The sequence below is a fragment of the Pseudomonas sp. OF001 genome (assembly GCF_904426495.1).
Lineage (GTDB): Bacteria > Pseudomonadota > Gammaproteobacteria > Pseudomonadales > Pseudomonadaceae > Geopseudomonas.
Genome location: NZ_CAJGBM010000023.1, coordinates 41,411 through 56,917, shown reverse-complemented (window position 1 = coordinate 56,917; position 15,507 = coordinate 41,411). Strand labels below are relative to the sequence as shown.

Genomic DNA, 15,507 nt, shown 5'->3' with positions numbered 1-15,507 from the left:
GGTTGTCTCCACTGGCGCAGGGCGTGACTGCGGACACTATGCCGCAGTCGTACCCCGCGCGAATCGTTTGAATCGACTAGACCGGGCCCTGTAGGGGCGAGTTCGTTCGCCTGGCGGGGCATCCGGGCGAATGAATTCGCCCCTACAGTGGCCCGTAAGCCATGAACGGACCGGGCAGCCCCTGCTGCCCGGCCGGTGGATCACAGCGAGTACTTGAGCGACAGGGTCGCGTAGTCCCGATCGGCCAGCTGGCGCTTGATCGGGTCGGCCTCACCGAGGAAGGCGTTGTAGGCCAGCGCCACCTCCAGATTGCCCATGTACTTGAAGGTGGTGCCGACGGTCATGCGGCGGTCGCCCTGGGCGCCGGAAATGGTGCCGGACATCGGCGTGGCGCCTTCCACGACGTGGGAGAAGCGCACCGGCACGTCCAGGTCCCAGCCGGTGAACACGCCCGGGTAGTTGAACACGCCGACCAGCGAGTAGGCGGTGGCGGTCTTGCTCTTCCATGCCGAGGCGGTCTTGAAGGTGTAGTCGTCGGCGCCGTTGAGCGCATCGACGTCGTCGACCCGCACGTGCACCACCTCGCCCATGAAGGTTGTCTGGCTGGCCCACGGGCGGTCGCCGAGGATGCGCATGAACGACAGCTGCATCTGCTGGCCCTTGCCCTTGGTCGCCTGCGGGCCGCCGGCGGTGAGTACGTTCACCGGAGCGCCGTCGCGGTACGACCATTCGCCGCCGACCTGGGTGTCGCCGATCTTGGTGGAGAAGCTCAGGCCGGTGAGGTGGATGTCCTCGAAGTAGTTGACCTCGTAGCCCAGCGGACCGGCCGGCGGGAAGCTGATGGAAACCCCCGACGGGTTGCGGTCGTGGTAGTTGATGCGGAACAGCGACAGCTCGAGGTCGGCGGTCGGCCGGTAGCGCATCTGCAGGCCCCACTGGCCGCTGTCGCGCGGCTCGTTGGTGTTCAGGTAGGGGATCGACAGCGCACCGGCGCGCAGCAGCTCGCGGCCGGGACCGGTGACGTCGCTGGTGGACATGTAGCTGCCCGCCGGCGCCAGTTCGTTGCCACTCCACTCGTACTGAACGTAGGCGCCGAGGCTGAACGACTCGTTGAGGCTCCACTGGCCGGACACCTGACCGATCGGCAGCAGCACTTCCTTGGCCTCGATGCCCGGCAGCGAGGCCTTGACCACGTCGACCGGCGACTGGGCGCCGGACACGCCCGGGAAGATCAGGCTCTCGCCCCAGGACACCACATGCCTGCCGGCCTTGACGTCGATGCTCTGCCCGCCTTCGGTGCGCCAGCCGCTGAACAGGTAGGCGTCGAGGATGCGGCTGCGCCCGCCGCTGTAGCGCTTGGCGTCACTGGTGAACTCGTCGTGGGCGCCGAACTTGTTGACCCGGCCCGGGGCGTCGTTGTCGTTGGACTGGTGGTAGACGTCGTCGTAGAAGGTACTGGCGCGCAGCACCGCGCCGTAGTCGTCCTTGCGCAGGATCAGCTCGGCCAGCGCACCGACGCGGTTGGTGACCAGGCTGCCCTTGTCGAAGTTGCGGTTGCCGTCGTCCATGTTGGTGGTCAGCGGGCCGTCGATCAGCGCGCTGTCGGGCGACTCGGTACGCATGCCGATGCCGTAGTTGGCGGTGATGGTCCAGTCGAGGGTGGCGCCGTTGTCGAACTCGATGGTCTCCCCGGCATGGGCGGCGCCGCTGGCCATGGCGATGGCGGCGGCCAGCCCCATGAGCGGGAAGCTCTGGGCAACCAGGGTGGTGCAACGTGGATTTTTCTTATTGTGCATGCTGCTTCTCTCCTAATGAAGGCCAACCGGCCGCGTCGAGTTTCCAGACTTCGCTCGTCCGAACTCGTCGTCAAAAAGGACTAGAGAGTTCGCCGGTCGTCTCTTCGGGCCGGACACAGCGGTAGCGGTGCACGCCCGCCTGCTCCTCGCGCAGCAGCAGCCCTTCGCCGATCAGGTAGTTGGCGTGGGCCAGGGTCTCGCCGATGGCCATCAGCTCGTCGAAGCGGCTCTTCAGCCGCGGGAACAGCTCGACCATCAGCTCGGCTGCCGTGCACGGCTGCGCGCAGCGCTCCAGCACCTGATCGAGGTGGCGGCGGTGGTGCTCGCGCAACTGCCCGAGACGCGTGTGCAGGCCGTGGAACGGCCGCTCGTGGGCCGGCAGCACCAGCACGCGGTCGGGCAGTTCGCCGAGGCGCTCGATCGACTCCAGCCAGTCGCGCAGCGGGTCGCCGTCCGGCTCGTCGACCGCGACGCCGACCGTGGGGGTGATGCGCGGCAGCACCTGGTCGCCGGAAATCAGCAGGCCGTCCTCGGCGCAGTACAGGCAGGCGTGCTCGGGCGAGTGACCGCGGCCGACCACCACCTGCCAGCGCCGCCCGCCGATGGGCAGCACGCTGCCCTCCTTCAGGCGGCGGAAGGCGGCCGGCGGCGTCGGCCGGAAATGTTCCTGGCGGATCATGGGCAGGAAGGCCGCCGAATCCTCTTCGCTCAGCCCGGCCAGCCGGTAGAACTGGTGGAAGGCCCAGTCCGGCTCGTCGCTGCGCGGCGGCGCGACGTGGATCGCCTGGTACTCGGCGTGGGTCATGTACACCGGGCAGCGGAAGCGCTCGGCCAGCCAGCCGAGCAGGCCGCTGTGGTCGTAGTGGAAATGGGTGCAGATCAGCGCCTGCAGCGGCCGGCCCTCCAGCACGCCGGCCAGCACCTCTTCCCACACCGAACGGCTCTGCTCGGTGCACAGGCCGCTGTCCACCGCCACCCAGCCGTCGCCGTGACGCAGCAGATAGAGGTTGATATGGTCGAGGCCGAACGGCAGCGGCATGCGCAGCCACAGCACGCCGGGCGCCACCTCCAGGGTCTGCCCGTTGGCCGGCGGCGCCACCCAGGGGAAGCGCAGGCCGGCCTTCAGCTCGTGGCCGTTGTGGTCGAGGTCAGCCATGGGTGGCACCGAACGGCGCCAGACCGATGGCGGCCAGCGCTTCGGCCGAGTACGGCCGGTAGGTGCCGGCTGCGTCGTCGCGCACGTACAGCGGGTCTTCGAAGGCGTCCGGGGCGTAGCCCTGGCGCTGCAGGTCGACCTTGCGCAGCTTGAAGGTGCTGGTCAGGTCGGCCGCGGGCGACACGCGCACGAACACCGGCGTGGCGTAGCGCGGCAGGCGCGCCTCGGTCAGCGCGTAGAAGCTGTCCGGGTCGAATGCGTGGCCGTCCTGCATCAGCACCGCGGCCATGCCGGCGCGCCCCTCCTGACCCGGCACCTGCACGCCGTAGATGTTGATCAGTTCGAGACCCGGATAGTCGGCAAGGGCGTCGGCCACCTCCATGGTCGAGACGTTCTCGCTCTTCCAGCGGAAGGTATCGCCGATGCGGTCGACGAAGTAGAAGTAGCCGTCCTCGTCGTAGCGCAGCAGATCGCCGGAGCTCCAGTAGGCGTCGCCCTTCTGGAACACGTCGCGGAGGATCTTCTTCTCGGTGGCCTCGGCCGAGGTGTAACCCTCGAAGCGGCCGCCGCCGATGTCCGGGTGGTTGACGATGTAGCCGATCGCCTCGCCCACCTCGCCCGGCTGGCACAGCAGGTAGAAGCCGTTGGCGTCGCGCGGGTGCGACTCGCTTTCCACGTCGAAGCGCACCAGGCGGAAGTTGGTCTTCTCCCAGTAGGGCACGCGGCCGCAGGAGCCGATGCGGTTGTCGACGTTGATCAGGTTGGTGTTGGCCTCGGTCGAACCCCAGCCCTCGAAGACCTGCACCGGGCCGAAACGCTCGATCCAGCGCTGCCAGGATTCCGGCGACAGGCCGGCGCCGAGCATGGCGCGCAGACTGTGCTCGCGGTCGCGCTCGTCTTCCGGCAGGTTGAGCAGGTAGCGGCAGATCTCGCCGATGTACTGCAGGACGGTGATGCCGTTACGACGCACGTCGTTCCAGAACTCGCGCACGCTGAAGCGCCGGCGCACCACGATGGCGGCGCCGGCCTTGAGTGCGGTGGAGGTCACCGAGGTGGCCGCCGCGCCGTGATAGAGCGGCAGGCAGCAGTAGAAGACGTCGGCCGGGGTGGCCTCGAGGGTCTCCACCATCACGTCGCCCGAGCTCATCCAGCGCATGTGGCTGTAGCGCGCCGCCTTGGGCAGGCCGGTGGTGCCGGAGGTGAAGATCAGCAGGCTCGGCGTCTCGGCGGTGATGCCTTCGCGCAGTTCGCGCGGCGGCGCCTGGCGCGAGGCAGCCGCCACCTCGGTGGCGAAGCCTTCGTCGGCCAGCGCGCGCAGCTCGGCAGAGGCCGGCTTCTCGGCGTCCGGCACCAGCCACAGCGGCACCTGCGGCAGATTCTCGGTGGCGGCGAAGTTGGCCAGGCACTCCTCGCCGGCCAGCACGGCGCGCGCGCCGGTGCTCTCCAGCGCGTGGGCCAGCGGCTTGCCGCTGACGTGGGTGTTGAGCGGCGCCACCACCACGCCGAGCTTGACCAGGCCGAACCAGGCGAAGAAGAACTCCGGGCGGTTCTCCAGGGCCAGCGCGCACACGTCGCCGGCCTTGAGACCGCGGGCCAGGGCGGCGTGCGCCACCTGGTTGGCGCGCGCGTCCACCTCGGCGTAGCTGTAGCGCTCGCCGCCGTAGATCAGCATGGTCTGTGTGGCCAGGCACTGTGCCTGCTGCTCGAGGCGGTCGGCGATGGTGTAGAGGTCGCGCGGCTTGACCAGCGCGCTGGCCGCGGCGCGGCGGTCGAGCCGCGCCTGGGTGACCTCGCGGGGCACCGGGGCGGCGTCCAGCGCGGCCACGGTCTGCGCATCAATGCGATCGTTCATGTCGTTCCCCTTGAATGGGCTGGCGGGTCGCCGCGCTCACTGCGCCGGCACCGGCCAGCGCGGGTAGTCGAGGTAGCCGCGCGGCCCTGCGGTGTACAGCGAGCCGCGGTCGAAGCCGGCCAGCGGTGCGTTGACGCGCAGGCGCTCTGCCAGGTCCGGGTTGCCGATGTAGTGACGGGCGAAGGACACCGCCTCGCCCTGCCCGGCCTCGATGGCCTGGCGCGCGCTGTGGCCGTCGAAGCCGTCGTTGAGGATCAGCGCGCCCGGGAAATGCGCGCGGGCCAGGGCGAAGGCGTCCAGCCCGGCGACCGGCGAACGCATCACGTGCAGGTAGGCCAGGCCCAGCGGGGCGATGGCGTCGAGCAGCGCCGCCGCGGTGGCGGCCGGATCGCTGTCCACGCTGTCGTTGTAGGGGTTGCCGGGGCAGATGCGCAGGCCGACCCGGCCCGGGCCGATGGCCTCGGCCATGGCGGCGAGCACCTCGGCGGGGAAGCGCACGCGGTTTTCCACGCTGCCGCCGTACTGGTCGGTGCGCTGGTTGCTGCCTTCGGCCATGAACTGCATCGGCAGGTAGCCGCTGGTGCAGTGCAGCTCGACGCCGTCGAAGCCGGCGGCGCGGGCATTGCGCGCGGCCTGGGCGAACTCGGCGATCACCTCCTGGACCTCGGCGGTGCTCAGCTCCACGGGCTCGTCGGTGTCGACCATGCCGGCAACGTCGCTGAACAGCTGGGTGCGCGCGCGCAGCGCCGAGGGCGCCACGGTCGGCGCGCCGGCCGGCTTGTTGTGGTGGCTGGCGACCCGGCCGACGTGCATCAGCTGCAGGACGATGCGCCCGCCGGCGGCGTGCACCGCCTGGGTGACGCCGCGCCAGGCGGCGATCTGCGCGGCGCTGTAGATGCCCGGGGTGCGGCAGTAGCCGAGACCGGCGGCCGAGGGTGCGGTGCCCTCGGCGACGATCAGGCCGGCGCTGGCGCGCTGGGCGTAGTACTCGACCATGTCGAGGGTCGGCATGCCGTCGGCGGCGGCGCGGCTGCGCGTCATCGGCGCCATCACCACGCGGTTGGCCAGTTCGATGTCGCCGAGGCGAGCGGGTTGGAACAGCGGATTCATGGTGGCCTCCTCAGCGCACGCGGATCTTCGGAGCACCGGCACCGCGGCGCAGGGTGGCGAGGAAACCTTCCAGCGGCGCCGGCTCGGCGACCTCGGGCAGGGTTTCCTTGTCCGGGCGCGCGGCCCAGAACTCGCTCCAGGAGGGGAACAGGTCGTGGAAGGTGCCGTGATAGGGCTCGCGGCCGGGCCAGCGCATCTTGCGCTGGCCGATCGGCGGCTTGTTGAGGTCGGTGGCGTACCAGTAGCAGGGCAGACGGCGGCGGAAGTACCAGCGGCCGTCGATGCGCTCGTAGTCGTCCCAGTAGAGCATCTGCATGATCACCCACTCGGGGCCGGTCTCGTGCTCGTTCTTCGAATACACCACGCCGGTGGCGTGGTCGGCGTCGACGAACTCGATGATGTGCTGACCGAGGTGGTGCGAGGTGCCGTCGAACTGGTTGCGCAGGGTGTCGTCGAGCCAGCTCTTGAGGTGGGCGCGGCCGACCTTGTCGCGGCCGACGCGGATGTCCGGGGCGAACAGGTTGACGTGGGAGTCGAGGTCGCGCATGTCCAGCGACAGCGAATACTTGCCGGCCAGCTGGCGGATTTCCTCGATGGATTCGAGGCGGTCCAGGCGCGCGGCGAGGCTGTTGTTGTTGTCCATTGGGGTGCCCTTGCTGCGGGTGATTCGGCCCCGCGCGGGCCAGCCGCCGCGCGCGGGGGGGCGCGTGGCCTTATTCGAGTACGGTGTAGAGGTCCGAGCTGCGCCCGCCGTCCACGGTCAGGCAGGCGCCGGTGACGTAGGAAGCTTCGTCGGAGGCGAGGAACAGGATGGCGTTGGCCAGCTCCACCGGCTTGCCGACCCGACGCATCGGGATCAGCTTCTCGGTGTTGGCGCGGCCCTTGTCGTCGGCCAGCATGCCCGCGGTGGCCGGGGTGGCGACCACGCCGGGGATCACCACGTTGCAGCGGATGTTGGCGGCGGCGCCCTCGGAGGCGGCGGCGCGGCTGAAGTTGATCACCGCGGCCTTGGCCGCCGAGTAGCCGGCCATCCAGGCGGTGCCGAACAGGCCGCAGATCGACGCCAGGTTGACGATGGAACCGCCGCCCTGCTGCTGCATCAGGCGCATCGCGGTGCGGGTGCCCCAGAAGGTGCCGTCCACGGTGGTGGAGAAGTTGCCGTGCCAGGTGGCGGTGTCGGTGCCGGTGATGGCACCCCAGCTGTAGGCCATGGCGTTGTTGACCAAGATGTCGAGGCGGCCGTGGCGCTGGGCCGCCGCCTCGATGGCGGCGACGAAGGCCTGCTCGTCACTGACGTCGGCGACCACGCACTCGGCGTTGCCGCCCTTGTCGCGGATCGCCGCGACCACCGCTTCCAGCGGCTCGGCGCGGCGGCCGCAGATGACCACGGTAGCGCCTTCCTCGGCGAAGCGGTGGGCGGTGGCCTCGCCGATTCCCGAGCTGCCGCCGGTGATGAAGGCGACCTTGCCTGCAAGACGTGCTGTCATCGTTCTCCCCTCCTCAGATGAAGGCCATGCCGCCGTTGACGGCGATGTTCTGGCCGGTGATGAAACTGGCGTCGTCGCTGGCCAGGAAGGCCGCCACGGCGGCGATCTCGGCCGGCTCGCACATGCGCCCGAGCGGGATGGCCTTGACCATGCTCTGCATCCAGTCGTCGGGGATGCCGGCCATCATCGGGGTGTTGGTCGGGCCGGGAACGATGGTGTTGACGCGGATCCGGCTGGGCGCCAGTTCGCGGGCCAGGCTGCGGGTCAGGCCCATCACGCCGGCCTTGGCGGCGCAGTAGTGGCTCGGCCCCTCGCCGGAGATGGCGGCGGTGCTCGACAGGTTGACGATCACCCCGCCCTCGCCGCCCTGGTGCATCAGGCGCGCGGCCTCGCGGCTGCACAGGAACACGCCGGTGAGGTTGACGCCGATGACGCGCTGCCAGTTCTCGTCGGGGGTATCGAGGAAGGCATCGACCGAGCCGATGCCGGCGTTGTTGACCAGTACGTCGATACGGCCGAAGCGCTCGACCACGGCAGCCATGGCCGCCGCCACCGAGGCGCTGTCGGCCACGTTGCAGGCCAGCGCCAGGGCGCTGCCACCGGCCAGGCCCTCGATGGTCGCGCGCGCGGCATCCAGGTTGATGTCCGCCGCCACCACTACGGCGCCCTCCTCGGCGAAGCGGCGCACCATCGCCCGCCCCATGCCCTGCCCCGCTCCGGTGACGAAGGCCACCTTGTTCACCAGCTTCATGTGCGTTCTCCCGCAAGCGAATGTTCGGCGCGGCGGGGGAAGTCCCGCAGCGACCACGGGGCTCATGATTGGCGGCGGGCGGCGGGGGGGCATCGTCCGATTTGACGATGCCCGTGACGGGGGGCAAAGCGGAGCCTCTCGCTCAACTTCTGCAGAAGAACAACAAGAGGACCTGCCCGTGAACTCACCTGTGCGTGTCACCTGGCGTAGCCACTACGCCCTGGCGGTACTGACCGTCATCTACGTGTTCAACTACATCGACCGGCAGTTGATGGCGATCCTCATCGAACCGGTGAAGGCCGAGTTCGCCATCTCCGACACCCAGATCGGCCTGCTCTCGGGGCTGACCTTCGCGCTGTTCTTCACCCTGTTCGGCTTCCCGCTCGGCCGGCTGTCCGACCGCATCGGCCGCAAGCCGGTGATCGTCATGGCCTGCATCGGCTGGAGCGTGATGACCATGCTCTGCGGCCTGGCCGGCAGCTTCCTGTTCCTCCTGCTGGCGCGCATCGGCGTGGCCATCGGCGAGGCCGGCGGCACCGCGCCCTCGGTGGCGATGGTCTCCGACCTCTACCCGCCGCAGCGCCGCTCCAGCGCGATCTCGGTGCTGATGCTCGGCTCCAGCCTCGGCGCGGTGTTCGGCCTCGGCCTCGGCGGCTGGATCGCCCAGCACTACGGCTGGCGCGCCGCGTTCGTGGTCCTTGGCGCCCCGGGCATCTTCCTCGCCCTGCTGCTGTGGGCCACGGTGCGCGCGCCGCAAACGGTCGCGCCGGCCGGCGCCGGCCGCAACCAGGAAAGCTGGCTGCAGACCCTCGGCCTGCTGCTGCAGACCCCGGGCTTCATGTGGATCGTGCTGACCGGCTCGGCGGCCGCCATCGCCGGCTACGCCATCGGTACCTGGAGCCCGAGCTACCTGATCCGCTCCCATGGCCTGTCGATCAAGGAAGCCGGCATCCTGGTCGGCGTGGTCGGCGGCAGCTGCTCGGCCATCGGCACCCTCGTCTGCGGCTGGGTCACCGACCGCATGGCGCGCCGCGATTGCGGCTGGCAGATAGGCGTGCCGCTGCTCGGCACCCTGCTCAGCATCCCCTTCGGCCTGGCCTACTTCCTCTGGCCCGAGGGCGTGGCCTTCAGCGCCTTCGGCATCGGCGTGCCCATGGCCTTCCTGTTCTACATCCCGTTCGGCTTCTTCGGTACCTGGTGGGCGACCCCCTGCCTGGGCGCGATCAGCCACCTGTTCCCGGCCAACCGCCTGGCCCAGGCCACCTCGATCTTCGTGATGGGCATGAGCCTGCTCGGCGTCGGCCTCGGCCCGCTGGTCACCGGCATGCTCAGCGACTACTTCACCCCCATCGCTGGCAGTGAGGCGCTGCGCTACTCGCTGGCCGCCTCGATGTCGCTGCTGGTGCTGGCCGCGCTGTTCCTCGTCCTGGCCCTGCCGCGCTACCGCCGCCAGCTGCTCGGCCAGCCGTCGCCCTCCAGCGCCGCCTCCGGCGCCACCACCGCTACCGCCTGATCAGGAGATAACCCATGTCCGCACAAGACCTGCCGCTGCCCCTCGGCCACTTCGCCACCCTTCCCGACGGCCTGCGCCTGCACTACCTCGACGAGGGCCAGGGCCCGGTGGTGCTCTGGCTGCACGGCAGCGGCCCCGGGGCCAGCGGCTACAGCAACTTCAAGGCCAACTACCCGGTGTTCGCCGCCGCCGGCTACCGCAATATCGTCCTCGACCTGCCCGGCTTTGGCCGCTCGGACAAGCCCGAGGACACCGAGTACTGCCTGGAATTCTTCGTCGCCGCGCTGAACGCCTTCCTCGCCACCGTCGGCATCCAGCGCTGCACCCTGGTCGGCAACTCGCTGGGCGGCGCCATTGCCCTCGGCCAGGCGCTGGCCCATCCGCAGACCGTGGAAAAGCTGATCCTCATGGCCCCGGGCGGCCTCGAGGAGCGAGAGACCTACTTCCAGATGGAAGGCATCCAGCGCATGGTCGAGGTCTACAGCGCCGGCCCCATGGGCGTCGAAGAGATGCGCCAGGTGATGACCCTGCAGCTGTTCGACCCGGCTCTGCTCGACGACACCCTGCTCGCCGAGCGCGCCGCGGTGGCCGCCACCCAGCCGCGCAGCCTGTTCGCCGGCATGCGCGTGGCCAACATGACCGAACGCCTCGGCGAGCTGACCTGCCCGGTGCTGGCCTTCTGGGGTACGGTCGACCGCTTCAACCCGGTCGGCGGTGCGCTCAAGCTGCTGGAGAACACCCCGCAGGCGCGCTGCCTGCTGCTCAACCGCTGCGGCCACTGGGTGCAGGTCGAGCACACCGAACTGTTCAACCGCAGCTGCCTGGACTTCCTCGGCGAAGCCTGAACAATCGAGCCGGGGTGGCACCGCCACCACCGGCCAGCTAGGGACGATCCTTTTATGACCAGCTTCAACCACCTGCTCGCCCCCGGGCGCATCGGCAAGCTCGAACTGCGCAACCGCATCGTCATGGCGCCGATGGGCTCCAACTTCGCCGAGGCCGACGGCCACTGCGGCGAGCGCATCCAGGCCTACTACGAGGCGCGCGCCGCCGGCGGCGCGGGCCTGTTGATCATGGGCGTGTGCTCCATCGCCTATCCGCAAGGCACCGCCGAGCCCTACCAGGTCGGCGTATCCAGCGACGACTTCCTGCCCGGCCTGTCCGCCCTGGCCGCTCGCGTGCACAAGCACGGCGCCAAGATCGCCATGCAGCTGCAGCACGCCGGCAAGGTCGCCGTGCGCGACATGGCCGAGGGCCGGCCGATCTGGGTGCCGTCGATCCCGCCGGCGCTCAACACCAACATGATGGCGGCGCTGACCCGCGAGGAGCTGGGCACCTTTGTCAGCTCCAGCAAGCGCCGCGAAGGCGGCGCCGCGATCCGCGTGATGGACAAGGCAGACATCGCGCAGATGGTCGAGTGGTTCGCTGCCGCCGCCGAGCGCGCCAAGCGTGCCGGCTTCGACGGCGTGGAGATCCACGCCGCGCACAACTACATCATCGCCGGCTTCCTCTCCGCCTACTTCAACAAGCGCGACGACGAATACGGCGGCCCGCTGGAGAACCGCGCGCGCCTGCTCATGGAGGTGCTGGCCGCGGTACGCGCACGGGTCGGCGCCGACTTCCCGGTGTGGCTGCGCCTGGACGCCTACGAGCTGCGCACCCCCGGCGGCATCACCCTGGAGGACGCCAAGACCGTGGCAGTGATGGCCGAGGCGGCCGGCGCCGACGCCGTCAGCGTGTCGGCCTACGCCGCGGTCACCGAGGGCGTGGCCTTCACCGAGGCGCCGCTGGTCCAGCAGCCGGGCGGCTTCCTGGAGTGGGCGACGGCGATCAGGAAGGAAGTCGGCATCCCGGTGATCGCCGTCGGCCGCGTCGAGCCCGAGGTCGGCGACCAGGGCATCGCCCGCGGCCAGTACGACTTCGTCGCCATGGCGCGCAAGCTGCTGGCCGACCCCGAACTGCCCAACAAGCTGATCGCCGGCCGGCCGCAGGACGTGCGCCCGTGCATCTACTGCTACGTCTGCGTCAGCCAGATCTTCATCAACCAGCGGGTCAAGTGCGCGGTCAATCCGCGCACCGGCCACGAGGCCGAGCTGGTCATCGTCCCGACCGCCACCCCGCGCCACGTGGTGGTGGTCGGCGGCGGCCCGGCCGGCATGGAGGCGGCGCGCGTCGCCGCGCTGCGCGGTCACCGCGTCACCCTGCTGGAGCGCAGCGACCGCCTGGGCGGCACGCTGTTCTTCGCCGCCCTCGCCTACGCCGAGAACGGCCGCCTGCTCGACCATCTGGTGGAGCAGGTGCGCAACCTGCCGATCGAGGTGCGCTACAACAGCGAAGCCACCCCGCAGCTGCTGCGCGAGCTGGGCGCCGAGACGGTGCTGGTCGCCACTGGCGCACGGCGCGCCGCGCCGGCCATCCCCGGCGCCGAACAGGACCACGTGTGGAGTGGCGACGAGCTGCGCCGCCTGCTCACCGGCGACCGCGCCGAGGAGATCGCCAGGCGCAAACTGTCGCTGACCCAGCGGGCGATGATGAAGGCCGGCAGCCTGGTCGGCGTCACCGACTCGACCTCCGCCATGCAGAAGCTCTCCCACGTGTGGATGCCGCTGGGCAAGCGCGTGGTGATCGTCGGCGGCGGCCTGGTCGGCCTGGAGCTGGCCGAGTTCCTCATCGAGCGCGGACGCGAGGTCTGCGTGCTGGAGAGCGGCCCGAGCCTCGGCCGCGAACTGGCCATCGTGCGCCGCTGGCGGGTGCTGCACGGCCTGCAGGAGCACCAGGCGCAACTGCTCACCGGCGTCGAGGTCCAGTCCATCGGCCGCAGCAAGGTCGCCTATCGCAATGCCGACGGCGGCAGCGTCGAGGTGGCCGCCGATTCGGTGGTGCTGGCCACCGGCGCCGAGCCGGACGACAGCCTGGCGCGCACGCTGGAAGCCGATGGCTTCGCCGTCACCCGCCTGGGCGACAGCAACGAGCTGGGCTACATAGAGGGCGCCATGGCCTCCGGCCTGCGCGCCGGCTGCGCGGTCTGAGCCTGCGGACGCTGCGGGAACTCCCCGCAGCGTCCATCCTTCATTTTCTCGGGGGATCTTTGCGATGACCGACTCGGCCCTCGCCATCACCAACCTGCTGCACCGCTACGCCGAAGCCATCGACGCTGGACACCTCGAGGAGGCCGCCGCGCTGTTCCGCCATGCGCGCATCGAGGCTGGCGGCAACGGCACGCTGGACCACGCCGGCCTGCTCGCCCTGTGGCGGCGGATCATCGTCCTCTATCCCTGCGGCACCCCGCGCACGCGTCACCTGATTTCCAACCCCATACTCGAGATCGACGAGGCAGCGGGCACGGCGACCGCGCGCTCCTGCTACACGGTGTTCCAGGCGACCGAGCAGATGGCGCTGCAGGCCATCGCCAGCGGCCGCTACCTGGATCGCTTCGCGCGCCTCGACGGGCAATGGTGTTTCAGCGCACGGGAATACCGGCTGGACCTGACCGGCGACCTGAGCAGGCATCTGCGAGCATCGCCAACGGTGCAGTCCAGGGGAGCGATGCCGGGCTCTTGGTAAGCGCTCCATAAACCCCATCTGCCGACGATGAAGTTGGTGCATTACATTGTCGTCGCTGGCGTGCAGTTCCACGGCAGCAGTGCTTCGTAGTCGGGGCGGTGTCACTCAACCCCGAGCGGGAGCAAGAGCAACAGCCGCTGAAACAGGCGGCCTGAAAACACGGTCGACGCGACAACTACCTTGAAAAACGCCGGCCCTGAGCCAGAAGACATTGCTCCTGGTGAGCCTTGCCGGCTGCCTTTATATCGGATGGCTGGCGGCCTGCGCGATCCTCGAAGAAGGCGGCCGGAGAACCACACGTGATGGATTCCTTTCCGGTCTCTTGATCGGGATCTCCAACCCCAAGGACATTATCTTTTTCGTGTCCTTCTTCCCACAGTTCATCGGGGTGACCGATTCGGTCGAACGCAGCATGATCCTGCTCTCGGCGATCTGGATTGCCGTGGATCTGCTGGTTCTCGGGGCTTACATCTTTTTCCTAGGCAGGGTCGTTTCAAAGCGGTACCACAGGACGATATCGCTCGTCTCGGCGATGATCCTGCTCGCCATCGCGGTGCTGGGGTTCGCATACAACATCGTTGAATTGCGCCAAATGCAGCGTTGCGCGACTGTCGTTTGCCTGTAGCCGGTGGCTATTCCACCGGCTACAGGCAGGCCATTAGCCGGCAACCACTCCTCTCAATTCCCCCTTCACCACCTTGTTCGACGCATTCACCGGCAGCGCCTCGAAGAAGCGCACCAGGCGCGGCACCTTGTAGTTGGCCATGCGCTGGCGCGACCAGGAGATCAGCCCGGGTTCGTCGAGCTCTTGCCCTGGGCGCAGCACCACGCAGGCGCAGCCGACCTCGCCCATGCGCTCGTCGGGCACGCCGATCACCGCGACCTGGGCGATGGCCGGGTGTTCGAGCAGGCCGGCCTCGATCTCCGCCGGATAGCAGTTGAAGCCGCCGACGATGAACATGTCCTTGAGGCGATCGGTGATGCGCAGGTAGCCGCGCGCATCCAGGGTGCCGACGTCGCCGGTGTGCAGCCAGCCATCCGCGTCGATGGTCTCGGCGGTGGCCTGCGGGTTCTCGAAGTAGCCCTGCATGACGTGGAAGCCGCGCAGGCACACCTCGCCCGCCTCGCCCGCCGGCAGCGCACGGTTATCGCCGTCGACGATGCGCACCTCGGTGCCGGGCAGCGCGCGGCCGCAGGTGGTGGCCACGGTCTCGGCGTCGTCGGCCGGGTCGCAGATGGTCGCCAGGCCGCCACACTCGGTGAGGCCGTAGGCGGTGGTGACCACCGCGAAGCCCAGCTCGCGGCGCATGCGCTCGACCAGCACCGGCGGGATGGTCGCAGCGCCGGTGACGGCGATGCGCAGGCTGGACAGGTCGGACTCGGCCAGCTTCGGGTGGGCGAGCATCGACAGGTACAGGGTCGGCGGGCCGGGCAGCACGGTGATGCGGTCGCGCTCGATGCGCTGGAACACCGCCTCGGCGTCGAACACCGGGTGCGGCAGGATGGTCGCGCCGCCGAGCAGGCAGGTCAGCCAGCCGGCCTTGTAGCCGAAGGCGTGGAAGAACGGGTTGACGATCAGGTAGCGGTCTCCGGGGCGCAGGCCGATGACCTGCACGTATTCGGCGAAGGCGCGCAGGTTCTGGCCGTGGGCGCTCATCACGCCCTTGGGCTTGCCGGTGGTGCCGGAGGTGAACAGCAGGTCGGACAGGTCGTCCGGGCGCACGGTCAGGGCGCGCGCCTGGGCCTCGTCCATGTCGACCACCTCGCCGGCGGCAAGAAAGCCCTGCCAGCTCAGGTCGCCATGATCCGAGGGCGCCTCGCAGGGCAGCACCACCACGCGCTCGAGACTGGCCGGGCGGTGGGGTTCGAGCATCGCCGGGTAGTCGATGCCGAGGAACTGGCCGACGCAGAACAGCAGGCGGGTGCCGCTGCGTTCGAGGATGTCGGCGGCCTCGTTGCCCTTCATGCGCGTGTTGATCGGCACCAGCACGCCGCCGGCGCAGTGGATGCCCAGCGCGGCGAGGATCCAGTCGTGGCGGTTCGGCCCCCACACGGCGACGCGGTCGCCGGGCTGGATGCCCGCGGCGATCAGCGCGCGGCTCACTGCGAGCACCCGCTCGGGCAGCTCGGCGTAGTCGATGCGCACCTCGCCGTCGGCCAGGGCGCAGCGCCCGGCGTGGCGGCGCGCGCTCGCGAACACCAGTGCGGGAATGGTCGGCGGCACGCCCTCGGCGGCCGGGGTGGTCAGCGGAATATCGGTCATCTCGGCCATCCGTAT

Annotated in this window: 13 protein-coding genes; 5 read left to right on the top strand and 8 right to left on the bottom strand. The window is 69.6% G+C overall.

All coding sequences use genetic code 11. The features are described 5' to 3' along the window. Positions 1-200: 200 nt before the first annotated feature. The 7 genes from RA210_RS13590 to RA210_RS13560 all read right to left on the bottom strand — a co-directional run bounded on the left by RA210_RS13590 (position 201) and on the right by RA210_RS13560 (position 8,152). Positions 201-1,796, bottom strand: coding sequence for a DUF1302 domain-containing protein (locus RA210_RS13590; RefSeq protein ID WP_201486812.1), 1,596 nt, complete (start codon positions 1,794-1,796; stop codon positions 201-203). A gap of 70 nt (positions 1,797-1,866) precedes the next feature. Continuing rightward, positions 1,867-2,952, bottom strand: a complete 1,086-nt coding sequence (locus tag RA210_RS13585; RefSeq protein WP_136489545.1) for an MBL fold metallo-hydrolase — start codon at positions 2,950-2,952, stop codon at positions 1,867-1,869. Then, positions 2,945-4,804 (bottom strand): long-chain-acyl-CoA synthetase, encoded by a 1,860-nt coding sequence (locus RA210_RS13580; protein ID WP_201486811.1) that lies wholly within the window; start codon positions 4,802-4,804, stop codon positions 2,945-2,947. Before RA210_RS13580 ends, RA210_RS13585 begins: the two co-directional genes overlap by 8 nt. A 36-nt stretch (positions 4,805-4,840) precedes the next feature. Beyond that, positions 4,841-5,914, bottom strand: a complete 1,074-nt coding sequence (locus RA210_RS13575; RefSeq protein WP_201486810.1) for an alkene reductase — start codon at positions 5,912-5,914, stop codon at positions 4,841-4,843. A gap of 10 nt (positions 5,915-5,924) precedes the next feature. Further along, on the bottom strand, positions 5,925-6,557 hold the full coding sequence (locus tag RA210_RS13570) for a nuclear transport factor 2 family protein (RefSeq protein ID WP_201486809.1): 633 nt from the start codon (positions 6,555-6,557) through the stop codon (positions 5,925-5,927). 70 nt (positions 6,558-6,627) lie between these two features. Then, positions 6,628-7,401: an SDR family NAD(P)-dependent oxidoreductase gene (locus RA210_RS13565; RefSeq protein WP_201486808.1), complete on the bottom strand. Its 774-nt coding sequence runs from the start codon at positions 7,399-7,401 to the stop codon at positions 6,628-6,630. A gap of 13 nt (positions 7,402-7,414) precedes the next feature. After that, positions 7,415-8,152 carry an SDR family NAD(P)-dependent oxidoreductase gene (locus RA210_RS13560; RefSeq protein WP_201486807.1) on the bottom strand — a complete coding sequence of 246 codons (738 nt, stop codon included), beginning with the start codon at positions 8,150-8,152 and terminating at the stop codon, positions 7,415-7,417. Between the two features lie 178 nt (positions 8,153-8,330). Between RA210_RS13560 and RA210_RS13555 the strand changes: the two genes are divergently transcribed. From RA210_RS13555 to RA210_RS13535, 5 genes are all read left to right on the top strand, one after another. Beyond that, positions 8,331-9,665, top strand: a complete 1,335-nt coding sequence (locus RA210_RS13555; RefSeq protein WP_201486806.1) for a spinster family MFS transporter — start codon at positions 8,331-8,333, stop codon at positions 9,663-9,665. 14 nt (positions 9,666-9,679) lie between these two features. Further along, complete coding sequence (locus RA210_RS13550; protein ID WP_136489538.1) at positions 9,680-10,510, top strand: alpha/beta fold hydrolase; 831 nt, start codon at positions 9,680-9,682, stop codon at positions 10,508-10,510. A gap of 54 nt (positions 10,511-10,564) precedes the next feature. Further along, positions 10,565-12,694, top strand: coding sequence for an FAD-dependent oxidoreductase (locus tag RA210_RS13545; RefSeq protein ID WP_201486805.1), 2,130 nt, complete (start codon positions 10,565-10,567; stop codon positions 12,692-12,694). 64 nt (positions 12,695-12,758) lie between these two features. Then, positions 12,759-13,229: a nuclear transport factor 2 family protein gene (locus RA210_RS13540; protein WP_136489536.1), complete on the top strand. Its 471-nt coding sequence runs from the start codon at positions 12,759-12,761 to the stop codon at positions 13,227-13,229. A 220-nt stretch (positions 13,230-13,449) separates the two neighbouring features. Continuing rightward, a complete protein-coding gene (locus RA210_RS13535; protein ID WP_168772499.1) occupies positions 13,450-13,854 on the top strand; it encodes a LysE family translocator in 405 nt (134 codons plus the stop codon). Positions 13,855-13,887: 33 nt separating this feature from the next. Here the strand turns inward: RA210_RS13535 and RA210_RS13530 are convergent, their stop codons facing one another. Next, on the bottom strand, positions 13,888-15,492 hold the full coding sequence (locus tag RA210_RS13530) for a FadD3 family acyl-CoA ligase (RefSeq protein WP_201486804.1): 1,605 nt from the start codon (positions 15,490-15,492) through the stop codon (positions 13,888-13,890). Between the last annotated feature and the right edge of the window lie 15 nt (positions 15,493-15,507).